Genomic DNA, 23325 nt, shown 5'->3' with positions numbered 1-23325 from the left:
ATTAGAAACTATTTCCGAGGTGAAACTAATGGACGCATTTGATGACGTATTGATTAATTTGCAATGTGAATTGGTTGCGGAGCGAAATCGAGTCAATCCAAAGGAGATCAGCTGGTTACACTATGATATCCTCCACCTTTTAGCGCAGAAAGAGTGTCTGCTTCCTTCTGAAGTGAGTGCGCTATTAGGCATTAGTCGGACAAAATTGTCCAAAGCACTCAAGAGACTGAAACTGATGGGCTATATTGAACAGAAGCCAAGTGTTCGCGATGGGAGAGAGCTGCAAACCGTATTATCGACTGATGGGCATACATTATTGGCGACGATTGAGAACGGACACAACCAACTGGCTGCCGTTGCGTGCAACCTGTTTACAGAACAAGAGCAGCAGCAGTTTGCACGACTAGCGAGCAAATTTGCCAATGCACTGCGTTCTGAAAGGGTGAACAGGCATGAATGAATTTATTGAGATTAAAGGGGCACGGACGAACAACCTAAAAAATGTGTCGCTCAAGATTCCGAAGCACAAGATCACGGCGGTCACCGGTGTTTCAGGTTCAGGCAAATCTTCTTTGGTTTTTGACACTTTGGCCGCAGAATCGCAACGACTGCTCAACGAAACTTATTCGAGTTACATTCAGCAGCTCCTGCCTCACTACCAACCGCCTCGTGTTGATGCGATCAAAAATCTGCCAGTATCGATTGTGATTGATCAAAAGCGGATTGGCGGCAATGCACGCTCGACGATAGGGACAATTACAGATAGTTATACAAGCCTCAGACTGCTGTTTTCAAGAATCGCCAAACCGTTTATTGGGTATTCGATGGTCTATTCGTTCAATAACCTTGAAGGAATGTGTCCGCGTTGCAAAGGGTTGGGCGAGATAAAACAAATTAATAATCAGCGGTTGATTGATTTTAACCGATCGCTTAATGAAGGAGCCATCCAATTTCCAACCTTCCAGCCCGGTGGCTACCGCTTGAGCCGCTATACGGAGACAGGCAATTTTGATAACGATAAAAAGATTTCAGATTACACCGAAGAAGAGATGAATCTATTGCTCTATGATTCAGGCAGCATGCCGAAGAAGCCAACAAGCAAATGGCCGAAAACCTCAACGTATATCGGGGTGATCCCAAGAATCACAAAAGGTTTTATCGAAAAAGACGACGCGAAGTATGCGGGCGAGTTGGAGCGGATCCTTGATGTACACGTTTGTCCGGAATGTCATGGAACAAGGGTGAACGAAAAGGCGAGATCAGCAAAAATCCAAGGGCGGTCTATCGCGGACTGTGTGACCATGACCGTGTCCGAGCTGTTAGCATTTATTCGTTCGATTGAACACCCTGATGCAACCCTCATATTAAATGAGTTGATTAAGAAGCTGGAAAGCTTGCAGATGGTTGGGCTGAATTATTTATCATTGAATCGCATGACGCGTTCGCTTTCCGGTGGTGAATCGCAGCGGATAAAAATGACAAAGCACTTAAACAGTGCGCTATCAGATATTTTATATATTTTTGATGAGCCCAGTATCGGACTGCACCCGCAGGATCTTTCGGGAGTAATTAAAATGATCAATGGACTGAAGATTAAAGGAAATACGGTTGTTTTAGTGGATCATGATCCGGACATGATTAAAATCGCTGATTATATCATCAACGTAGGGGAACATGCGGGGGAACGAGGCGGCAAGATCACTTTTAAAGGAACATATGCCGACCTGATCCGATCGAGAACAATCACTGGAAATGCACTTGCGAAACCGCATACGATCAATAAAAAAAAGCAGCCCATCTCTTCTTTTTACACGTTGGATCATGTCAACCTTCATAATGTCCGCAACGCTTCTGTGAGCATACCGAAGCAGTGTCTAACCGTGGTCACCGGTGTTGCCGGATCAGGCAAGAGTACCTTGATTCGTTATCTTTTCACGAAAAAGTATCCAGAGGCTAAAATTCTTGATCAAAGCCCAATTCGCGGCAGTAATCGGTCGAATGTGCTTACCTATCTTAATGTGTTCGATCACGTTCGCGATTTGTTTGCCAAATACACGCATAAAAGCAGCTCCCTTTTTAGTTTCAACGGTAAGGGGGCTTGTCCGATGTGTAAGGGGAAAGGTTTTATTAAGCTGGATTTAGCTTATATGGGTGATGTTCAGCAGCTTTGTGAAAAATGTCATGGGAAAAGGTACAATGATGAAGCACTGTCCGTGAAATGGCGAGGTAAGACGATTGATGATTTTCTGCACTTATCTGTTGATGAAGCGGAAATTTGGATTGAAGATCATCGCTTAAAGCAAGTGCTCAATGATCTTATTGGCGTTAATCTTAGCTACATAAAATTAGGACAAGGTTTGGATCAGTTCTCAGGCGGTGAGCTGCAAAGGCTGAAAATCGCTAAAACGCTTACTCAAAATACGAGCAACGTGTTGATTCTGGATGAACCGAGCACAGGACTTCACGAAGCAGATATCGATCAGCTGTTGACATTGTTTAAACAACTACTTAATACGGGTAAAACACTGATTGTCTTAGAACATAATCTGTCGATTATCAGTCAGGCGCAGTGGCTGATTGACATGGGGTTAGGTGGAGGTACTTTAGGGGGCAATGTAATTTTTCAAGGGTATCCTGCTGATTTGTTAAACGCTCCCCATTCGTACACCGCAAAACATTTGCGTCGCTATATCAATGGATCAACGCACCCAATCTAATTAACGGGAGAAGCAGTTCATTCGCAAAAATGGAGGCATTAAAAAAGGGCATCCCGATCGCGGGATGCCCTTTTGAAATTTACCGCTCAACAATTCGATAATACGCCCGGCTTGTTTGTTTGTAGATGATGTAGTAAATGATTGCAACGGCGGAAATTGTTCCTATGCTCGTCAAAAGCAGCAAACTGAAGCGTGTTGTGCCAAACAAACTGATCAGCTTCTGAATCATGATGAAGGCAAAGCTAAAGTGGACAACCGCAACGGCGATCGGCATGAAGAACACAAGCAGGACTTGTGATCGAATCGTTTGCCGCACTTCTTCACTGCTCAAACCAACCTCCTGAAGAATTTCGAAGCTACGTTTATCCTGTTCTCCCTCAGAGATTTGTTTGTAGTAAATGATTAATGCGGTACCGAGAATAAAGGTGAATCCTAAGACCAGACCGATGAACAGGAATCCGCCGGCAAAAGAGAGAAATTGCTGGTGCGTGTCATCATAGCTTTGCAGGCGTGGAGACGTGCCGGAAATTGTCTGATCCTTTTCTTCATTCATTCGCTGAATCGGTTTGTCTCCTTCGGCCAGGTAGTCAGATAAAGTTTTTTGTAGTTTATTTGCATCTTTTGCACTCATATCGGCGTTGATAGTTGTCTCAAAACCTAGCGTGTATTGATTGCCCGCCGCTTTGGCTGCATCGTTTAGAACGGGTTGAATTTGTTCTTTCGAATTCACAATTAGGATCAACCAGTTTGATGCCGTCATGCTGATCGATGGAAAGTTACGGTTCCGCTAATTTTTTCTTTGATTTTAAATGTATGGTCCCCGAACTTCACTTGATCTTCATTGAAGCTGCCGACGGCCGGAAAGGCAATTGCCTCATTGCTACTCAGATGAACTTTGTTCCCAGTCAGCTGCGCATATGTATCTGCGGTCATGAAGTTGACGGCGGTCAGATTGGAAAGCTTTTGTTTGTTCTCAAATTTTCCATTTTGCATCGCTCCGATCATGCTATTCGACATTTCGTAGCTGATTTTATGCTTCAGGTAAATTCCGTTTTTTTCCGCCACCTGATCAATGAACGAAGTGCCTCGCTGCTGCGTCGTATTGATATTGATGATCGTGTTGCGAACGAAATAATCATCCAGAAATCCATTGATGCTGGAGTAGAGCCCAACGGTTGTCGCCAAGGTCACAAATGTCATCGTCACTAATATCGTTATATTTGCCAGCCCGACCGCATTCTGTTTCATGCGGTAAAGCATACTGGAGACGGTAATAAAATGTTTCGGCTGATAATAATAGGCTTTATTTTTTTTCTGCCGTTTGAGCAGCCAAATCGTAAAGCTTAAATAGAACAAGAGCGTGCCGAAAATGACAAACAGCACTGCAATAAAAAATTTAGTTAAGGCATCGAGCGGAGAGGTGACCGTTACAGCAAGGTAGTAACCGATTGCCAGGGATACGAGACCAAGCAGGGCCAGAATGCCGCGTGATTTCGGTTCCTTTTCTCCTTTACTCGCATTTTTAAGCAATTCAAGACTGGACTGACGACGGATGGAGAAGCTACTGATGATCATCAAGAGCAGATAGATGCACGCAAAAATCATGGTCACAATTCCAACCGCAATTGGACTCCACTGTAAGTCAAAATAACTTTCACCGAGCAGATGAATTAAGATCAGATAGAGAAATTTAGCCAGGATGATACCAAAAACAGTTCCTGTAATCACGGTCGCAAAGAACATCATCATGAGTTCCAAAATGGAAATACGGACGATGTGACGCTTTTTCAAACCGAGAATATTGTAGAGACCAAATTCTTTGGTGCGCCGCTTCAGTAAAAAGCGGTAGCTGTAAATCATGAAGATGGTGGCAAAGATCGATAAGACGATTAAACCTAAGCCGAGCAGCATTGCGAAGCTGCCTGAACCTTTCAGCTTTTTCAAGCTTGGGCTAAGTAAGATCGTCGCGATCATCAGATTCATGATGAACATCACTACACTTGAGAGACCGAAGGGAAGAAAATTGCTGATCGATTGGCGGATGTTGCGGCTCGCTAATTTGACGTAAAACATCTTAGCGCACCTCAGTTCCAAGCAGACTGGTCATCGTCATACTGATTTCTTGCATGAATTTAGAGGCTTCGCGGTTCGCACGGTAGAGCTGATGGAAGATGCGGCCGTCTTTGATAAACAGCACACGTTTGGCGTGGCTCGCTGCAATCGCCGAGTGCGTGACCATCAGGATTGTCTGTCCAGTGTCGTTGATTTCTTCAAGCAAGGCAAGTAGACTTTCACTGTTTTTGAAATCGAGTGCTGCTGTTGGTTCATCGGCGAGCACAAGCTCCGGCTCGGTGATCAAGGCGCGAGCGATCGCCACACGCTGTTTCTGACCGCCGGACAATTCGAATGGCTGTTTGTTCAGTAGATCATTGATGTTTAATTTGGGTGCCAACTTTTCGAGGCGCTGTTCCATCACGCGGACTTTCTCGCGTCCCAGAACGAGCGGCAGGAAAATATTGTCGCGCACCGACAGGGTATCAAGCAGATTGAAATCCTGAAAAATGAAGCCCAAATGGGTGCGACGAAATTCCGCCAGTTTGTTTTCTTTGATTTTCGTTACGTCCTGACCGTTCAGGATCACGGATCCGGATGTCGGTTTGTCGAGCGTCGCCAGTGTGTTCAGCAGCGTTGTTTTTCCCGAACCACTTTCACCCATAATGGCAATGTACTCCCCGTCTTCAACACTAAAGCTCACGTCTTGTAAGGCAATGGTTTTTTCTTTACTGAATCTAGTCTGGAATATTTTTTGCAAATGTTTGACTTGTAACAACATCGTGCTCGCTCCTTGATGATTTATTTTCCTGATGTGTTTAGTATACAAGGTCTCGCGCAGCGGCTGCCTTACATTTCTGATGTGCAGTCTTACAGATTTGTCAGATTCAAGTCGGCACCTGGAGAACTGGATCCATTTCTGATTAATAAGTCTTGAAACGCTATTGTGATGGACGAATCAACCTAATCGGAGCTAACTATTTAACCTTATTTAGAAATAGAGTATAATTATTGACAAATAATTTGGAAAAGTGAGGGAATTGAATGTACAAGTGGAAAATGTTGAGTACAATCGGATTTGATAAATATGACCAGAGAACATTGCCTTTGGCGCTTATATCTCCTTATTACGTTGAAGAAGGAAATGTGTACTTTTCCTGTGATGATGATGTGTTAAATAATGAAAACATAGAGACGATTAAAAAGGATTTTCAATGCGGTTTATCCATTGATCAAGAGAATAATATAATAATACTTGAGGATGCTAGAGAGTTATCCTAAATGAAATACCATGGCCAATAGGCTGTCTTACATACTGATGAGGAAATCGTCACCCGACCACCGGCATCAGAATGAGGTTGATATGCTACTATGAAAGTCAGTACTTTGAACAATTCAAAGTACTGATTTTTTCGCAGGATAAGAAAAGTATATAATTTCGAGTGAATTCAGGGTTCATATCAGCGGCGTAATGCTCGGAAAAATTCTGATTCAAACACAGAAGCACGAGACGCCTGCGGAGCGATCCTGTTGATCGCAGGCCAGGGGAGACCCCGCAGATGCTCGGTTGATCGAGGAGGCTCCCGGACTGCCGGCGGCAAGCGAGCAGCTGAAGTGTCGTTCATGCAGAAGATTGATGATTCAAAGTCGCATATAGAGTGACAGGATTCTTGAACAAAGGGAACTTACTAATGGACATCGTGCGATCGAATAAATAAAATTAAAGGAGATTAACAAAGGAGCTGAACTCATGAGCAGCGCTTTTCGTACGGTTAAGGCAGTCTTAGAAAATTACAAATCTGCTATTTATGAGAAAAATGTTGAGCGGTTTCTTTCTGCATATGCTTCGGACGTTCATATTTATGATTGCTGGGAGAATTGGGCGTGCATCGGTATTTCCCAATGGAAGGAAACGATACAAAATTGGTTTAATGGGTTGAATGAGGAAGGATATTATCTCAAAACAAGCTTTGATGATCTAGTCATTGAGGAGAATGCGAATCTCGCTTTTGTTTATTGTGCGGTAACGTTTGCGGCGCACAACGCATGTGGAGAGAAGGTTCATCAGATCACTAATCGATTCACATTCGGTTTGAGAAAAGAAAATGAATCTTGGAGTATAATACATGAACATTCCTCGTTGCCAATAAATATGGAGACCAGGGAGGGTATTTTTAACTTAAGATAAACATGATTCCTAATAACGGCTCGATGCTTGGTTTTTTCATATGTTTTTGTATCAAGGGTTCTCATGATGATGAGGACTCTTTTATTTTGCCTCGAATATGCGCTTCCGAGTAGAAAGTAAATCATCTGGAAAAAGTGAACCTTTTGTGAAAAGTAAGAATTATGTCCGATTCCTTATTAACCAGTTTTATTAAAAACCGATGTAGAAATAGGAGGAAATGTGTCGGATTTAATGATGACTATTCACTCGTTTAAAAATACAGCATAGACAGGAGCAGAATTTTACAATGATCGAGAAAAAAAGGCGGGGACATGCTAAGTTGCGATTAAGATTCGCACTCATCTTTATGACTGTTATGCTTGTTATTGTCCCTTCAGGAATGGTTGGAACGTTTTCGTATCTTAGTGCAAAAAATGAAATGATGCGCAGTATTAGCGGAAATGCCAGAAACAGTATCAATATTCTTAGTGAGAACATCAATCAGATGATCGGAGACCAGCACGCTCGTATCAATTACTTGGCGAATATGATCAGTGCCGATCATATAAAAAGCAATAGTGTGAAGGCTTTATTAAGCAGTCAATTTCACAGTACAAAACTTGCGGATAATATTTCGGCTGCGGATACAAATGGCTATTTTCTTAGTGGTAATGGTACAAAAATGCCTAAAGGATTCGATCCGAGGACACGTCCGTGGTATAAATTGGCGATGGCGAGTCCTGGAAAAGTTGTATTGACCGAACCGTACATCTCTGCTAGTACTGGACACCATGTCGTTGCTTTTGCAAGAACCACAAAAGATGGTAAGGCAATTATTAATTTGACGATTGACTTGAGTGCATTGCAGAAAATCGTTAAAGAAGTTCGAATTGGAAAATCAGGATATGCGAGCTTATACAGCGCAGAGAACACGGCAATGGTGAGTAAGTTGGTAAAAGCCGGAAAGAAAACACCAAATCAAGCACGTTATAGAAAAAACAGCGGTTCATTTTTTACCAACCAGATGGGTGTACCTCGTCAAGTGAATTTCATACACAATAAAAGTACCGGATGGGTCATCATTGGTAACGTTTCGGAAGCTGAAATCAATTCGGACTTACATAAAATTCTCGTTCAGACTGTAATTGTTGGCTTGATCATGGCAATATTAGGCACTCTTATTGCTCTGCTCGCTGTTCGAAACATTATCAGTCCGATGAAAAAAATATTAGATGTATCTTCACGCGTCATCAATAAAGACTTAACGCAAAAAGTGAATGTTAAAAGCTTTGTAGAATTTGAGCATCTTGGTGAAGGCTTTAATAAAATGATTGAAGAATTACGTCATATTCTTAATAGTGTTGGTGAGAAGGCAGGTGCACTTGCTTCTTCATCGGAAGAACTGACGGCTTCGACAGAAGAAAGTAAAGCAACCATTGATGAAATCGCCCAATCTATTCAGCAGATGGCTGTTGGGGCAAATGATTCTTATAAAGAAACCGAGTCAACTGCTGCATCTACTGATTCGATACAAAATCAAATTGAACAAATTGATGGGAATGCGGATCATCTGCATCATGCTTCTGATGATGCCATGAATAAGGTTGAATTCGGAAAAAGGACGTTAAAACAAACGACGAGTCAGATTCAAATTATAGAAGAAAAACAAGAAGAAGCATTAAAGACGATTGAAGAATTTACGAATCAAGTCGCAAGAATTGAAGAAATGAACCAGTTGATTGACGATATCGCTGCACAAACGCAGCTGCTTTCACTAAATGCGGCAATCGAAGCTGCACGGGCTGGCGAAGAGGGACGCGGTTTTGCTGTTGTTGCCGATGAGATTCGAAAGCTTGCCGAACAGTCTGCGGATTCAACAAAGAAGATTTCAGAAGTCGTCGGCTTGTTGCAAGTACACAGCACCAAATCTATGGAATCCATGAAAACCGGCAGTATTGAGATAAATAAAGGTCTTGAGTCAGTAAATAAAACTGCGGATTCATTTGAAAACATTGCTGAGTCAATGAACAGTGTGTCAAAAGAGATTCAACAAATGACACAAGCCATCAAAATGATTGCTCAGGAAACCGGACAAGTTGATGCTGCCGTTAAAAATATAAATGAAGCAGCATCAAAGGTAAGCAGCGAATCACAAAATGCTTCTGCAGCTACTGAAGAGCAATCTGCTTCAATGGAAGAAATCGCGAGCAACGCGACGGCTCTATCGGATATGGCTGAAGAACTGCATCAAATTGTTTCGTCTTTTAAAACAAAATAATGGTTGCCACATTTATTTAGAATAAGATTAAATGTCATAAAAAAGGCTGCTGTACCGGTTATTCGGACAGCAGCCTTTTTATTTTGGATACATGCTGATCAATGTTTTGGGTTATTTCAACTCACTTTTTTTCCAATACTGCAAAGTAATTTCCTTCGTTATCAGCAAAATTAAAAACCCGGCCCGTAGGCATGGTAACAATGTCTCCAACTGTAATATTTTTATCAGTAAAGTTCTTGTAGAGCGCATCCAAATTTTCTGTGAAAAAAAGTAATGATGGTGCACCGAGATTCAATTCAGGCTGCATTTTAGCGATTAGTTCTTTATTGTGGAGAACAATGCTCGTTTCTGCTTCCTCGGAGGGAGCAATTTCAAACCATCTTAGTCCTTGTCCGTTATCTTCTTTAGAAACGAGGTGAAATCCGGCTTTTTCTGTCCAGAATTTCAAAGAGTCATCTTGATTAGTTACATAGAGCATGACTTGACCGAGTTTATGAATCATTCGTTTCGTCTCCATTTTCATTGTTATTTATGAGTAACTTACTTTACTATACCCAATAATTCCTAACAAAGATTAATAAAAATAGCGTTCAATAAAAGGAAAAGGACAGAAGTGGTTACTCCTGCCCTTAAATGCTAACCTATTTATTTTTTAAGAATAAGTTTTAGTGCATCGATCAGCTTGTCCATCTCTTCGTCTGTGCCGATCGTAATTCTTAAGTGATTTGAAATGCGCGGCTGGTTGAAATAACGGACAAGGACGCCATGATCGCGCAGTTCGTGAAAAATGACTTCAGCGTCCACTTCTGTATGACTGGCAAAAATGAAGTTTGACTGCGATGGTACGACTGTGAACCCTATATTTTGAAGCCGTTCGATCGTTTGCTCTCTTGTTGTAACAATTTTCTTAGCCATCTCTTGATAATACGCATCGTCATCAATTGCTGCTTTTGCGCCGGCAAGAGCTAATCGGTCAATCGTATACGAATTAAATGAGTTCTTCACGCGATTCAGACCGTCAATAAGTTCTTTTTGGCCTAATGCATAGCCTACCCGGATTCCTGCTAGGGAGGAATATTTGGACAGGGTCCGGATGACAAGCAGATTAGGATAATCGTTAATGAAAGGAATAACCGATTCGCCGCCAAAATCGATATACGCTTCGTCGATAATCACGACATGATCTTTGTTCGCTTCCAGTATTTCTTTGACCTCTGAGAGTGAAACTCCACGTCCGGTCGGTGCATTCGGATTAGGAATGACAACGCCGCCATTCGGCTCGCAGAAAGCTTTGACCGGTAGACTGAAATCTTCATTAAGTGGAATAATTTTCGGACTCAGTGAGCATAAGTTCGCGTACACCTTATAAAAACTGTATGTAATATCGGCAAAAGCTACCGGATTTTCGGCGGAAAAGAAGGACATAAAACTAAAGGCGAGTACTTCATCTGAACCGTTGCCGACAAAAATTTGTTCAGGATCTAATTGAAAGTGCTCGGCAGCCGTTTTTCGTAATTCATCGGCGTTCGGATCTGGATATAGTCGCAGCTGTTCATTAACCGCTTGTTTGATTGCTTTGACCACTTTCGGAGAAGGCGGATACGGATTTTCATTGGTATTCAATTTTACATACTTTTTATCCTTAGGCTGCTCACCAGGCACATAAGGATCCAGCTTCTGCACAAGTTCATTCCAAAATTTACTCATGGCGCACCTCACTTAATCGATCAATAGATTCTGTACTTCAAATTTAGTTATATTCTCTTTACTATGATACAGTATTACCAAGTGAAAGTAAAAGAAATTTCGTTGCATTGTTAAATAGGCCTAGCTGACACTTATATAAAATTCATGATGTTCATCAAAACGTATGACAAAAAAGCATCGTTAAGATCACAGTATAAAATTGCTTGTTTACTTATAATCAAGGTGTAATGATGAAAATAGTTTCTAATAATAAATCACTTTTTTTCTGGGTTTCATAAAGATCATTTAAGATTATCTCACATTTTTACAGTTAGAATAGGTATTCCAATAAGCTCTGATAAAATGGAAATATCAAACTTACACTATTAATGAATCTTCTATTTAGTTGAGCAAGGAATCGATACATGGCCTTGTCATTATTTTGTTTTCCGTGAAAAAATAAATAATAGAGGAGTCAATGTAAACTATGAAAGAATATACAATCTATAGAGTAATTGTATCTTTTGCGATCATAATTTTTATCATATCATTCATCTCCCAGAACTTTTTTCATACTGCGGAACCTTACGCAAATTTCATAGGATTAATGTTGTTATGTATCGCTGTTATGAAGTTAATCGATGACAAGAATAAGCGTGAAAAATATTTAATCTAAGACAAGGGGTAGACAATGATTAGAACAGTTATTTTGTTTATTTTTGCCGGTCTAGCAGAAATCGGCGGTGGTTATTTAATTTGGCAGTGGCTAAGAGAAGGAAGATCGTTTTATTTGGGACTGATTGGTGGAGTGATTTTAGCATTATATGGTGTCATTGCAACACTGCAGGTGTTCCCGTCATTTGGCAGGGTTTATGCTGCATATGGCGGTGTCTTTATCGTTCTGTCACTTTTATGGAGTTGGGGTATTGATCGAAAAACACCGGATTTATATGACTGGATTGGTGCACTGATTTGTATCATCGGCGTTTCCGTGATGGTGCTTGCCCCGAGGCATTAATGAGATTAGTTGGAACAAAATTCCAATTTGCGCGTAGATAGGAGTAAAATGATTAGTAATTACTGTGATCACTTAACATTTGCAAGATTGTTCCGATATTAACAACAAAGATAAATATAGGTCTAATTAACTGTAACCATAGTCATTTTGTTGTAAGATGAAACAATTAGAGCGTGAATATACATAAAATCGCTTTACAAAGAAATTAATGGAAAACATGTGGATTCAGAAACAGAAACAGATACGGAAGTATTAGGTTGTGGGGCTGAAACGATGAATAACACACGTGATCAGTATTTACCGGTAGGGATCGCTTATCAAGAAATGGTTTATGATTCTAAGGGATCCCCATGTGATTTTATCTTTCTTCAAACAAATTCTGCATTTAAAGAAATGATTGGCCTTAGCGATGTGCCAATTGTCGGCAAACGATTTTCTGAGGTGATGCCGGATATTCAAGAGGATATACGGCAAGAATTAATTTGGAAATTTGCTGATGTGGCACTTCGCGGGGGAACAAGAATTATTGATGTACCGCCTGCGATGATGCAGTACCCCTATAAAGTCTGTGAATACTCTTTCGAAAAAAATCGCTTCTGGACGAATTTAATCTATTCTTCAAATGAGCAAATGCCTCCTCTTCAAGAAATGAACGAACATAATAAACTCAAATTATCTGCTGCGAAAAGCGAGGAAAACTACCATTTGCTTCTCGACAATGTGTCGGAAGCGATTGTGATTGCTCAAGACGGCTATGTTAAATTATGCAATTACGCCGTGGAGGACTTAACAAAATTTAGTCAATCCCACCTTTTTTCCGTCCCTTTCTATGAAATGATTGCCGCACCCGATCGAGAACGGATGAGAACAAACCACTTTAAACAGATGCGTGGAGAAAGAGAGGGCTCTTTTTCGCGATTTCGCATTTATACAGCCAATGGGGAACTGCGTTGGATTGCTATGAAATCGCTTCGGATTAACTGGGAGGGAAAACTTGCGAGCCTGAATTTTCTTAGTGATATCACCGAACAAGTACGCACTGAAGAAGCGTTAAAAATTAGTGAGGAACAATTTAAATTCATCTTTGAAAATGCTGCTGAAGCGATTCTTATCGTCCAAGACTACCGAATCCGAATCGCAAATCCTGTAGCCATAAACCTTTCAGGTTATACCGAACGGGAATTGCTTCATACAGATGTTCACCACTTTATTTATTACGAGGACCGAAAAGGCAGCCTTCAAATCTATCGCAAACAAGTGAATTCTGGACTTAAGCATTTTAAAGCAGAATTCCGTGTTATGAAGAAAAATGGTGAGATCATTTGGGCGCAGGCAAACGGTGTTGCGGTCAAATGGGAGGGACGCGAGGCGATTCAGTATTTTATCAACGATATAACCGAGCAGAAAAAAGCTGAGGACGCGCTCAAGGCGAGTGAAATGAAGTACCGTTTGATCACAGAATTTGCTTCGGATGTGATCTGGGTCTATAACCATACACGTCAATGCGTCACCTATCTTAGTCCCTCCATTGCCCATTTAAGAGGCGTTTCGGTGAAGACAGCGTCTTTGATGAGCCTAGAGGAGACATTTAGTCCGGATTCCCTCAGCATATTGCGTCGTACTATGGCTCAAAAACTACCAACATTTTTGGAACATCCCGATGTATCCAATACGTTTATTTGCGAAGTGCAACAATATCGTGCGGATGGAAGTCTTGTGTGGACGGAATTATCCATAAGATTACGTTATAACGCAGCGCATGAAATTGAAGTTATTGGTGTCACACGAAACATCGAAGAACGAAAAAAGGCGGAAAAAAGTGTTCTTTATTTAAGCTACCATGACCAGCTCACCGGATTATATAATCGGCGTTTCTATGATGAAGAATTGAAACGGATCGAAAGCTCGGAAAGCTATCCTATAACTTTAGTGCTTGCCGATGTGAATGGATTGAAATTAACCAACGATGCATTTGGTCATCACGCCGGCGATGAATTGTTGATTCGAATTTCGCAGGTTCTTAAAGAAGAAAGCAGAACGGGTGATATCATTGCAAGAGTCGGAGGCGACGAATTCGTTCTGCTTTGGCCGAAATCGGATGAAACATTTGTTGAGGAGCGGCTCACTCGAATCCATCATGCGCTGTTATCGGCGAATAGTGTTAACCATACGGTCCTTTCCGTTTCTTTTGGCTGGGCAGTTAAGCATTCCAGAGAGCAGACCATGAGGACTATATTTACAGATGCCGAAAATAATATGTATCAGCATAAGCTATTTGAAGGAAACAGCATGCGCAGTAAAACGATTAAGATGATTTCCAATACGTTATACGAAAAACTCCCCTCGGAGGAAAAGCATGCCCGGCGTGTTAGCAAACTATGCGCGGCGATTGGTGAAAAACTGAACATGGATACAAACGATATTAATGAACTGAGGATGGCGGGTTTGTTGCATGATATCGGGAAGATCACGATTGAAGAAAATCTGTTCAGAAAAGAAAAATTGACCGAATCGGAATGGGCAAGAATCCGTCTGCATCCGGAAAAAGGCTATCATATCTTAAAATTGTCAAATGAGTTTATGAATATCTCCCAATTTATTCTATGCCATCATGAACGTATTGATGGAAAGGGCTATCCACTAGGATTAAAAGGTAAAGAAATTCCATTGCCTGCAAGAATTATCAGTGTAGTTGGTGCCTTTGATGAAATGGTGACTGATAAGCCTTATCGAAGGAAAATGAATCAGGAAGCAGCAGTTGAAGAGTTAAAAAAGAATGCAGGTACCCAGTTTGATGCGGAAATCGTAAACTTATTTATTTCAGACATCATAGAACTAAACCACAAATAATCCCACAAGCATTTACCTAGAAGACAAAGAGCAGAGACTTCCAAAAATGTATTGAGGAATTTTTAAAATTTTCCATTCACCTATCTAAAATTAGTGCTATAATTTCATTACTGTGAAATATATCTTTCTATAATGATCGAAATAAACGGCTGAAAAACCCGCCTGATGAATCATGGTTGAATATTAGTCGGGCAATTTTTTTTGCCTTGTTATTCGATGAAAATCAAAAATGACATTCTATATATATGGTAAATGGGGTGAAACATAATGAATCAGTTATTGAGAAATCGTCAATTTTTACTGTTGCTTGGGGGACAAAGTGTTTCTATATTTGGAGATCAAATCTATTATATCGGCTTGATGTGGACAATTATGAAACAGACGGGTTCAACGATGTCTCTTGGGATGAGTGTAATTTGCATGACGCTTCCCTCAATCTTTGTTATGCCATGGGCCGGCGTTATGGCTGATCGGAATATAAAGAAACAAATACTGATGATTACTGACTTTGTCAGAGGGCTGATGATGTTGATGCTCGTTGTTCTCACTATGAACGGGCATTTCTCATTGCTCATGATCAATTTAGTCCTCGTCATAATCTCGGCAATGAATGCATTTTTTTCACCTGCCCTTTCCTCTACACTTCCACTTGTTATAGATAGGAACAATTTATCAAAAGGAAATTCGATCTTTGAATTTATTAGGCGCTTTTCAGCAATACTTGGACCGGCAATCGGAGGTATATTGATTTCGATTCTCTCAATCAGTGCAGTTTTTGCTTTGAATGGTCTATCGTTTATTATTTCTTTTTTCTTTTCTCTTTTTCTTAAAATTCCTTTAGTCAGTCAGCCGGAGCATGGTGAATCATTTTTAATGAGATTTAAAGAGGGGTTTTTCTACACGCTTCGAATGAAACGTCTTTTATGCCTTACTTTAGTTGGCGGTGTCATTATTAATTTTTTTCTTGCACCGATTGAAGTTTTTCTTGTCGCTATCAGTCATCAGTTGAAATTTGGATCAGCCGGCTTGGGTTGGTTAGACGCGGCAATATCTATCGGAGCTTTATTAGGAAGCCTGACTATTCTATTCGGGCACATTAGCAATCAGATCAGACTGGCAGTGATTGGCCTTGTCCTAGAAGGTGCTGCTTTAATTTTAGTGGGGCTATTTCCGGGTTTTATTCCGCTAGTCGTTTTCTTAGGATTACTAGGTCTGGGGATCAGCTTCGCAAGTATCGGAATTAGCACTACTTACCAATTGATTACTGAAGATGACAAGCGGGGACGGGTCAATAGCTTCAATGGTATGTTGGGCACTTGTACTGTCCCACTGGGCACACTTTTTGGCTCATTTCTGACCAGCAAACTATCTGTAGCGTGGATTCTGGTTGGCTTCGGCCTCATTGTATCAAGTTCAGGGATGACACTCTATTTTCCTTTTAAAGAAAAACTGCAGACAACCCGCAAAGTGAGTACCTATTGATTCATTTTACCCTTTGAATCGAATTAACTGCGCTAGCCCTATAGTTTTTTGAGAAGGTGTTTCCTACATGGGAGAGACTCGGATTACCAAATGAAAAATCGAGAAGAAATCGTTCATACTGATTTCTCCCCGATTCATTGCTCAAAGAGTTTTTTAGGACCGCCTATTCTCTCTTTTCGCCAGTTAATAGTCATTAGTGTTTCCACTCGACAATAATTGATCATAAAGCGAAAAACACGAAATTAACTTATTTAACTTCTACACCTTTTTTAAATACGCGTTTTTCTTGTTGAACAATCTTGATATCGTCCAGAGGATTGCCATTTAATACAATAAAGTCCGCGTATTTTCCTTCTTCAATCGTACCGTATTCGTCGTCAATTTTTAATAGCTGTGCGCCATTGATCGTTGCTGACTGCAGTGTTTGGAGCGGCGTACAGCCTGCTCCGACCATTAATTGCAATTCGAATGCCGAGTCATTCTTGAAATCATTATTTGGTGTGCCGGCATCTGTACCCATGGCAAGCTTCACACCTGCCTCAGCAGCTCTGCCTATGCTTTCCATGTGTGCCTTTTTGACTTCTCGAGCGACGTCAAGCATGAAATCAGGGACTTGTCCTTCTCCGCGATCCGAAATACCGTAAACGGCGATCAAGGTCGGAACAATAAATGTGCCCGAATCTAGGAACATCTGAATCGCTTCATCATCGAGATAAAAGGCGTGCTCTACAGAATCAACACCGGCGCGAACTGCATTCTTGATGCCCTCTGTCCCCTGAGCGTGTGCGTTTGCAGTTCTGCCTTTATGGTGCGCTTCAATGACCGCGGCACGCAGTTCCTCTTCAGTCAGTTGAACATCATCTGGAGATTCGCCACCAAATGAGACGCCGCCTGTTGCCATAAGTTTAATATTATCCGCACCATTTTTCAGCGCTTGACGTGCTGCTTTGCGAGCTTCATCTGGGGAATCTACTTCGTAGCTGAGTGTACAGAAATGTCCTCCGGTCATCGCAAGTGGACGACCTGATGCACAGATACCTGGTGCAAACAAATTCCCGCCTTTTTCAAGCTTGGATAATTGGATGTCGACATCAAAATCAGCACCAACATCGCGGATATATGTAACGCCGTGCTTGAGTAGATCACTTAAGTTATCAAGAGCTATTTTAGTCGCTACAACCGGTGTAAGCTTAGGTGATCCCAGAGGATCAAGCTTCCCTGAAACATCTGAGGTAATATGCGTGTGCGCATTGATCATACCGGGCATCACATATTTGTTTCCCAAGTCAACCGTCTGATCAGCTTCAGCTGCTAACCCTGTGCCTGCTTCTGTAATTTTCCCCGTTTCATCATCGACAACGAAATATGCATTAGCCTCAAAATGATCTTTGTTACCATCAAAAAGAGAAAAGTTCTTATACAGCGTCTTTGTCATAAAATGAATCTCCTCTCATAAAATCATAATTTTAAGAACTATTGAAATAGAATTGTTAATAAATATTTATAGGCTTAATAATAGTTTAACAAGAATACTCACCCATTCAATGGTTTATTTACGATTTTCTGAATTTCATAAAAATACTTATTTATAAAAAGGATTTATTGAACCCTCTAATAGGGCTAAAATGAACAATAACCATTCGCTCTATTTTTTTGATTGTTAATCGTTGATCATGATTTTTGTCGACACTTGCACTTCTAGAACGAAACGCATACAATAATAACAATGACAGTAGAAATGGTATAAAAGCATTGAAGAGGACATGAGCTGTTGTGATCGTTCCCAGAGAGGGAAGATTTGCTGTGAACTTCCTAACAGAGCACAATTGCTTACCGCCTTGGAGCTTCAGCGGTGAATTTAAAGTAGTCGCTGACGGTACAGCCGTTATCTGATCAAGTGCCATAACCTTGCACAGGTTATGGAACAAGGGTGGAACCACGAGCTTAACACTCGTCTCTTATGGGAGACGGGTGTTTTCTATTTTTCAAAGGAGTGAACGTTATGTCGTCTGTTTCATTAACATTTCCGGACGGATCTGTTCGGGAATTTCCAAAAGGTGTGACTTCTGAACAAGTCGCAGAATCCATTAGTTCCAGTCTCAAGAAAAAATCGGTTGCGGGCAAGGTCAACGGTGATCTTTACGACCTCACGAGACCGATTGAAGAAGACTCTGCTATTGAGATTGTCACTCAGGATTCGGAAGATGGTCTGGAAATCATGCGCCACAGCAGTGCGCACTTGCTTGCCCAGGCTCTGAGACGGATCTATCCTGATGTTAAATTAGGCATTGGTCCGGTGATCAAGAATGGTTTTTATTACGATGTCGATATGGAACATTCTCTGTCAAAAGAGGATTTTCCGAAGATCGAAAAAGAAATGAAGAAGATCATCAGCGAGAACCTGCCGATTGTACGCAAGGAAGTCAGTCGCGCGGAAGCCATTGATCTTTTCACGAAATTAAATGATCATCTGAAGCTTGAATTGATCCGTGATCTTCCGGAAGATGCGACGATTACGATTTATTCGCAAGGCGAATATGTGGATCTTTGCCGCGGACCGCATCTCCCGTCAACCGGAAAAATCAAGATTTTCAAATTGATGAATGTATCCGGCGCTTATTGGCGTGGAAATAGCGACAACCAAATGCTGCAACGGATCTATGGTGTCGGCTTCTTAAAGCAGAAAGATTTGGATGATTATCTTCACTTTCTTGAAGAAGCGGCTAAGCGAGATCACAGAAAGCTCGGCAAACAACTGGAACTGTTTATGTTCTCTGAAGAAGCACCAGGTATGCCATTCTATCTGACAAACGGCCAGATCATCCGTACGGAATTGGAAAATTTCTCTCGTGAACTGCAGCGCCAGGTGGACTATGATGAAGTGCGTACACCATTGATGATGAATCAGAGGCTTTGGGAAAATTCAGGCCACTGGGATCACTATCATGAAAACATGTATTTCACAAAAGTGGACGACGTCAACTATGCGCTGAAGCCAATGAACTGCCCGGGTCACATGCTGATTTACAAAGACACGCTTCACTCATACCGAGATCTGCCGATTCGGATCGCCGAATTTGGACAGGTACACCGCCACGAATTGAGCGGCGCGCTGAACGGTATGCTGCGTGTGCGTACGTTCTGTCAGGATGACGCGCACATCTTTGTTCGTCCGGATCAAATTGAAAGTGAAATTAAGAATATCTTCCAGTTGATCGGCAAGATCTATAACACATTCGGCTTCGAATTCACAGTCGAATTGTCGACACGTCCTGAAGATCACATGGGAAGCATTGAAATGTGGGATCAGGCGGAAGCTGCACTGGAACGCGTACTGCATGCGATCAACATGCCGTACACGATCAATGAAGGCGACGGCGCGTTCTATGGTCCGAAGATCGACTTCCACATTAAAGATGCAATTGGCCGCAGTCATCAATGTGCGACGATTCAGCTTGACTATCAGATGCCAGAGAAATTCGATCTGACGTATATTGATGAAAATAACGAAAAAGTGCGTCCGGTTGTCATCCACCGTGCGATTTATGGTTCGCTCGACCGTTTCTTCGCGATTCTGATCGAACACTTCGCCGGAGCCTTCCCAACTTGGCTTGCACCGACGCAAGTGCAGATCATTCCAGTTGCCGATGTGCACATTGATTACGTTAAGAATCTTGTCACTGACCTGAAGAAGGTCGGCATTCGCGCTCACGCTGACCTGCGCGGTGAGAAGCTCGGATACAAGATCCGCGATGCTCAGACGCACAAGATTCCGTACATGCTGGTTATCGGTGATCAAGAAATTGAACAAAACGCAGTGAATGTCCGTAAATACGGTGAACAGGAATCGAAGACGGTTTCTTATGAAGCATTCAAAGCAGATATTCTTGAAGAAATTAAGAATAGGGTAACTAAAGTAGAAAAAGCATGATTATATCGATGAAAAGAGCAGGCGGATTAACTTCCGCCTGCTTTTTTTAATGCTCGAAAAGGATCAAAAAATGGTGACGACCGGATTATTTAGAGTTTTGACCGGATTAATTATGTTTTAGACCGGATTATCCGCTGCGACGACCGAATTAATCATAAATTAGACCGAATGAAAAAAATAGAGATCCTGTCGATGCAAAAAAGCACCGCATCTCGCGGCGCTTTTCAATAAACCTATTTTCGTTGATCGAGTTTCTTACTGATTTCATCCAGCTTATCTAAAATTTCCTTGTTCCGTTGCTCCGGCGCATGTTGCACTTGCTTTTTAATGAATAGAACAGCGATCACAATAATTGCAAGCGAGATTAAAAAAAGAATGATCATGATAATGAATTGAAAAATGATGTTGCCAAGACTAAATGAAAGCATTTTATTCCTCCATTCGTTCATTTAGATCCATTACCTTCAGTATAGCATCAAATTCGCATCACAAAATAAACATCCCCGCATATCTCGGGGATGTTCAATACTGTAAATTGATTCTGTTGCCAGTTATTGCTGCAAACGCGGCATTTTAATTTCAACAATTGGCTCGGTACACAAACGGACAGGACGGCTTGCCAGCAAGTAACAGAGTGCGAGTGAAGCGGCGAACAGGAATGCATATTGATAAAGATTTTGAATGCTGTCATAGATCGGAAACAAGACCATGGTCTTTATGAAAAATCCATGAAGTAAGTAGATATACAAGGTGTTTTTGCCCAGCGTCGTAAATGAGAAGCGTTTCTTAGGAATCAGCGACATAAACGCGAAGATGGTTATTAAAGTGACACAATAGACGGCAAGCCTTACAAGACCGCCTTCCATTTTCGGCAGCCCGAAAGCATGGTAGGAGGAGTCATGCAGTACCCAATCCTGAAGATCTTTAGGAAAAATGTAGCGGCAAGCAAGAAAGACCCCCGCCAAAGTAAATAATCCGGCGATTTTGAACGGTATACGGGTTAGAACATTCATAAAGTGTTCTTTCTTCAACAAATAACCGAGATAGAAGAACGGAAAGAATGCCAGCGTGCGAGAGGCGCTGTAATCCGTACCAATAGGGTCGAAAAATCCGGCACTCAAGCCAATCAGCAACGCAACAGGGAAGCCAAATTTACCAAACTTTGAAAAAGGAATGATCATTAGTTTCCAGCAAAGCATACTGATCAGAAACCAAAGCGTCCAATGCGGGGTCACAAGATCGAACTTTAGCACTTTAGTATACCCGGTTGCATAATAAAAGTAAGAGTAGATGATCTGGAAAATCAGATAAGGAATCATGGTTTTCTTGATTACGTTTAGCACATAGCCTTGTTTGTTAAAGTGCTTAGAGAAAAAACCTGAAATAAGAATGAACGCAGGCATATGAAAAATAAATATGAACGTGTACAGTGAATAAATTATGGGCATGTCAGACTTCAGATTAGTCAGGCTATGTCCAAAAACGACAAGTAAAATCAAGAAAAACTTGGCGTTATCAAAATAGCTGTCTCTGATCTTCGTCATGATTTTCATCTCTCCTTTTTTACTCGTTATCATAGGAGTTTCGTTTCCCTTCGTAATGAAATTGCGGTTGTCATTAAGCGTTCATGCGCATGAAAAAAGGGTGTAACACTGTAACATTTAAACTCGTCTCTGTTTTTTTGATCATGCGTTTATTCTCCCACTGGAAAATTAATATTTACTTAATCGTCCAATGAAGCTAAAAGACTGTATATTAAAATCTCATTTTTTTCACAAAAAAAAGCCTCTTTCATTCTCTTTCCTGTGCTCCGGATCTGGTCCGGATCGAAGAGAATATCAAGAAGCAAAATATGTTATAGCATATTTAAAAAGCGGTTTCAACACTATTTTGTTAGAAAATGGAAATACGAATAGGACAGGTATGATTCGCGGAAAATAAGAGGGAAAGAAAGCTTGATAATACTGGGTTTTTAACCAATTTCAGAAAGATAACAAGTGTGTTTCATTTTTGATTTCTTCGATAGATCAGTGGCTCTTTCTACGAAAAAAAATACAGCCCCTTTTCAGAGACTGCAGAATGTTGCTATCGACTTGTATACCGAATCAAATCTCAGACAGTTTTTTCAAGTGCTTTTCTGAAATAGCCTGTACCTTTTTAATGCGGTTTGTATATTTTTCAATACCGCTGAGTACATCCGTGTGCATCCAGACATCGACAATTTCCAAAGCAATGCCGGAGCCGATAATTTTGCCGCCGATACAAAGTACGTTACTGTCGGTATGCTGACGTGCCAGTTTTGCGCAGAATGGATCTTGGCATACAGCGGCGTTCAGTCCGTAAATGCGGTTAGCAATGAGCGCACTTCCGTAGCCAACCCCGTCAACAAAGATTCCACGATCAGCTTCCCCCTTAGCGACAGCGAGTGAGGCAGGGTAAACATAATCAGACAAATCACATGATTCTTTGCTATCCGTGCCGAAATCAATGACTTCATGTCCTTCATTCTCAAGCCAGGCCTTAATTTCACCCTTCAATTCATATCCAGCGTGGTCACTTGCCATTGCAATTTTCAAAGTTCATTCCCCCAGTGTTATAACTCTTCTTTGCGCTTCCAAACCTATTATAGTATAGGATGCGTTATTTTTTACGATTAGGAGACATAAAAATCAGCAATTGATCATGTCGATCCCTATAAAAGGACCAATCGATAATACAGGAGGAACAGATATAATCACATTTTTATGTTGTTCCGGCTTGCGATCATGAGCAAAGAGTGCTTTAATATAAAATATAAATCGAAATGATTACGATTTAAAAAATTATTAAGGAGTCTTTTTATGGCGAAGAAATCCAAAATGATCAAGGAACAGAAACGTGAAGCGCTTGTCATAAAATATGCTGACCTGCGACGTGAACTTAAAGATAGTGGTGAGTATGCCGCTCTCGCAAAGCTTCCTCGTGATTCATCCCCGACGCGACTTCACAATCGTTGCCCTTTAACCGGTCGTCCGCACGGATATATGAGAAAATTTAATATGTCCCGTATTTCGTTCCGAGAGTATGCTTATAAAGGCCAAATTCCCGGTGTGAAAAAAGCAAGCTGGTAATCGTACTGAAAGCGCGGCTTGTAGCGGAATGGGA

The 23325-nt window shown here is 41.3% G+C and carries 19 protein-coding genes and 1 other annotated feature; of the genes, 10 read left to right on the top strand and 9 right to left on the bottom strand.

Annotation, left to right across the window (positions count from 1 at the left end; all coding sequences use genetic code 11):
• The first annotated feature begins 28 nt into the window (after positions 1 to 28).
• Together P343_RS35405 and P343_RS35400 are read left to right on the top strand one after the other, a co-directional pair.
• Entirely contained in the window at positions 29 to 460 is a 432-nt protein-coding gene (locus P343_RS35405; RefSeq protein WP_023511662.1) for a MarR family winged helix-turn-helix transcriptional regulator, read from the top strand.
• Positions 453 to 2717, top strand: a complete 2265-nt coding sequence (locus P343_RS35400) for an ATP-binding cassette domain-containing protein (RefSeq protein WP_023511661.1) — start codon at positions 453 to 455, stop codon at positions 2715 to 2717. Before P343_RS35405 ends, P343_RS35400 begins: the two co-directional genes overlap by 8 nt.
• Before the next feature lie 79 nt (positions 2718 to 2796).
• On the opposite strand, the gene P343_RS37565 is transcribed toward P343_RS35400, so the two are convergent.
• Genes P343_RS37565 through P343_RS35390 form a run of 3 tightly spaced genes read right to left on the bottom strand, consistent with a single transcriptional unit; the run spans position 2797 to position 5550 of the window.
• Complete coding sequence (locus tag P343_RS37565) at positions 2797 to 3447, bottom strand: FtsX-like permease family protein (RefSeq protein ID WP_236620377.1); 651 nt, start codon at positions 3445 to 3447, stop codon at positions 2797 to 2799.
• A gap of 26 nt (positions 3448 to 3473) precedes the next feature.
• Positions 3474 to 4790 (bottom strand): FtsX-like permease family protein, encoded by a 1317-nt coding sequence (locus tag P343_RS35395; protein ID WP_236620376.1) that lies wholly within the window; start codon positions 4788 to 4790, stop codon positions 3474 to 3476.
• 1 nt (position 4791) lies between these two features.
• Positions 4792 to 5550: an ABC transporter ATP-binding protein gene (locus tag P343_RS35390; RefSeq protein WP_023511660.1), complete on the bottom strand. Its 759-nt coding sequence runs from the start codon at positions 5548 to 5550 to the stop codon at positions 4792 to 4794.
• 263 nt (positions 5551 to 5813) lie between these two features.
• On the opposite strand from P343_RS35390, the gene P343_RS35385 reads away from it, so the two are divergent.
• From P343_RS35385 to P343_RS35375, 3 genes are all read left to right on the top strand, one after another.
• The gene (locus tag P343_RS35385; protein WP_023511659.1) at positions 5814 to 6050 is read left to right on the top strand and encodes a hypothetical protein; all 237 of its coding nucleotides are present in this window, start codon (positions 5814 to 5816) and stop codon (positions 6048 to 6050) included.
• Positions 6051 to 6519: 469 nt separating this feature from the next.
• Positions 6520 to 6957 (top strand): YybH family protein, encoded by a 438-nt coding sequence (locus P343_RS35380; protein WP_023511658.1) that lies wholly within the window; start codon positions 6520 to 6522, stop codon positions 6955 to 6957.
• Between the two features lie 286 nt (positions 6958 to 7243).
• Complete coding sequence (locus P343_RS35375) at positions 7244 to 9214, top strand: methyl-accepting chemotaxis protein (RefSeq protein ID WP_023511657.1); 1971 nt, start codon at positions 7244 to 7246, stop codon at positions 9212 to 9214.
• Positions 9215 to 9335: 121 nt separating this feature from the next.
• Here the strand turns inward: P343_RS35375 and P343_RS35370 are convergent, their stop codons facing one another.
• Positions 9336 to 9716, bottom strand: a complete 381-nt coding sequence (locus tag P343_RS35370) for a VOC family protein (protein ID WP_023511656.1) — start codon at positions 9714 to 9716, stop codon at positions 9336 to 9338.
• A 143-nt stretch (positions 9717 to 9859) separates the two neighbouring features.
• Positions 9860 to 10921 carry a histidinol-phosphate transaminase gene (hisC, locus tag P343_RS35365; RefSeq protein WP_023511655.1) on the bottom strand — a complete coding sequence of 354 codons (1062 nt, stop codon included), beginning with the start codon at positions 10919 to 10921 and terminating at the stop codon, positions 9860 to 9862.
• Between the two features lie 670 nt (positions 10922 to 11591).
• On the opposite strand from hisC, the gene P343_RS35355 reads away from it, so the two are divergent.
• The 3 genes from P343_RS35355 (at position 11592) to P343_RS35350 (ending at position 16250) form a co-directional block, all read left to right on the top strand.
• Entirely contained in the window at positions 11592 to 11918 is a 327-nt protein-coding gene (locus P343_RS35355; protein ID WP_023511653.1) for a YnfA family protein, read from the top strand.
• A gap of 273 nt (positions 11919 to 12191) precedes the next feature.
• Positions 12192 to 14768 (top strand): PAS domain S-box protein, encoded by a 2577-nt coding sequence (locus tag P343_RS36510; protein WP_023511652.1) that lies wholly within the window; start codon positions 12192 to 12194, stop codon positions 14766 to 14768.
• Between the two features lie 267 nt (positions 14769 to 15035).
• Positions 15036 to 16250, top strand: coding sequence for an MFS transporter (locus P343_RS35350; protein WP_023511651.1), 1215 nt, complete (start codon positions 15036 to 15038; stop codon positions 16248 to 16250).
• A 247-nt stretch (positions 16251 to 16497) separates the two neighbouring features.
• On the opposite strand, the gene P343_RS35345 is transcribed toward P343_RS35350, so the two are convergent.
• Positions 16498 to 17685, bottom strand: coding sequence for a metal-dependent hydrolase family protein (locus tag P343_RS35345; protein ID WP_023511650.1), 1188 nt, complete (start codon positions 17683 to 17685; stop codon positions 16498 to 16500).
• A gap of 308 nt (positions 17686 to 17993) precedes the next feature.
• Positions 17994 to 18212: a binding site (T-box leader), on the top strand.
• Positions 18213 to 18252: 40 nt separating this feature from the next.
• Between P343_RS35345 and thrS the strand changes: the two genes are divergently transcribed.
• On the top strand, positions 18253 to 20181 hold the full coding sequence (thrS, locus tag P343_RS35340; protein ID WP_023511649.1) for a threonine--tRNA ligase: 1929 nt from the start codon (positions 18253 to 18255) through the stop codon (positions 20179 to 20181).
• A 233-nt stretch (positions 20182 to 20414) separates the two neighbouring features.
• Here thrS and P343_RS35335 read toward each other — a convergent pair whose 3' ends face one another.
• The 3 genes from P343_RS35335 to rpiB all read right to left on the bottom strand — a co-directional run bounded on the left by P343_RS35335 (position 20415) and on the right by rpiB (position 22757).
• Positions 20415 to 20609, bottom strand: a complete 195-nt coding sequence (locus P343_RS35335) for a hypothetical protein (RefSeq protein ID WP_023511648.1) — start codon at positions 20607 to 20609, stop codon at positions 20415 to 20417.
• Between the two features lie 123 nt (positions 20610 to 20732).
• A complete protein-coding gene (locus tag P343_RS35330; RefSeq protein WP_023511647.1) occupies positions 20733 to 21725 on the bottom strand; it encodes an acyltransferase family protein in 993 nt (330 codons plus the stop codon).
• 561 nt (positions 21726 to 22286) lie between these two features.
• Positions 22287 to 22757, bottom strand: a complete 471-nt coding sequence (rpiB, locus tag P343_RS35325; RefSeq protein WP_023511646.1) for a ribose 5-phosphate isomerase B — start codon at positions 22755 to 22757, stop codon at positions 22287 to 22289.
• A 264-nt stretch (positions 22758 to 23021) separates the two neighbouring features.
• Between rpiB and rpsN the strand changes: the two genes are divergently transcribed.
• A complete protein-coding gene (gene rpsN, locus P343_RS35320; RefSeq protein WP_023511645.1) occupies positions 23022 to 23291 on the top strand; it encodes a 30S ribosomal protein S14 in 270 nt (89 codons plus the stop codon).
• Positions 23292 to 23325: the final 34 nt, after the last annotated feature.

This window comes from Sporolactobacillus laevolacticus DSM 442 (assembly GCF_000497245.1).
Taxonomy (GTDB): domain Bacteria; phylum Bacillota; class Bacilli; order Bacillales; family Sporolactobacillaceae; genus Sporolactobacillus; species Sporolactobacillus laevolacticus.
This window is presented reverse-complemented; position numbering and strand designations above follow the sequence as displayed.

Coding starts and splice junctions, on each gene's coding strand:
- P343_RS35405 (WP_023511662.1), top strand. CDS start 29: ATGGACGCATTTGATGACGTATTGATTAATTTGCAATGTGAATTGGTT.
- P343_RS35400 (WP_023511661.1), top strand. CDS start 453: ATGAATGAATTTATTGAGATTAAAGGGGCACGGACGAACAACCTAAAA.
- P343_RS35395 (WP_236620376.1), bottom strand. CDS start 4,790: ATGTTTTACGTCAAATTAGCGAGCCGCAACATCCGCCAATCGATCAGC.
- P343_RS35390 (WP_023511660.1), bottom strand. CDS start 5,550: ATGTTGTTACAAGTCAAACATTTGCAAAAAATATTCCAGACTAGATTC.
- P343_RS35385 (WP_023511659.1), top strand. CDS start 5,814: ATGTACAAGTGGAAAATGTTGAGTACAATCGGATTTGATAAATATGAC.
- P343_RS35380 (WP_023511658.1), top strand. CDS start 6,520: ATGAGCAGCGCTTTTCGTACGGTTAAGGCAGTCTTAGAAAATTACAAA.
- P343_RS35375 (WP_023511657.1), top strand. CDS start 7,244: ATGATCGAGAAAAAAAGGCGGGGACATGCTAAGTTGCGATTAAGATTC.
- P343_RS35370 (WP_023511656.1), bottom strand. CDS start 9,716: ATGATTCATAAACTCGGTCAAGTCATGCTCTATGTAACTAATCAAGAT.
- hisC (WP_023511655.1), bottom strand. CDS start 10,921: ATGAGTAAATTTTGGAATGAACTTGTGCAGAAGCTGGATCCTTATGTG.
- P343_RS35355 (WP_023511653.1), top strand. CDS start 11,592: ATGATTAGAACAGTTATTTTGTTTATTTTTGCCGGTCTAGCAGAAATC.
- P343_RS36510 (WP_023511652.1), top strand. CDS start 12,192: ATGAATAACACACGTGATCAGTATTTACCGGTAGGGATCGCTTATCAA.
- P343_RS35350 (WP_023511651.1), top strand. CDS start 15,036: ATGAATCAGTTATTGAGAAATCGTCAATTTTTACTGTTGCTTGGGGGA.
- P343_RS35345 (WP_023511650.1), bottom strand. CDS start 17,685: ATGACAAAGACGCTGTATAAGAACTTTTCTCTTTTTGATGGTAACAAA.
- thrS (WP_023511649.1), top strand. CDS start 18,253: ATGTCGTCTGTTTCATTAACATTTCCGGACGGATCTGTTCGGGAATTT.
- P343_RS35335 (WP_023511648.1), bottom strand. CDS start 20,609: ATGCTTTCATTTAGTCTTGGCAACATCATTTTTCAATTCATTATCATG.
- P343_RS35330 (WP_023511647.1), bottom strand. CDS start 21,725: ATGACGAAGATCAGAGACAGCTATTTTGATAACGCCAAGTTTTTCTTG.
- rpsN (WP_023511645.1), top strand. CDS start 23,022: ATGGCGAAGAAATCCAAAATGATCAAGGAACAGAAACGTGAAGCGCTT.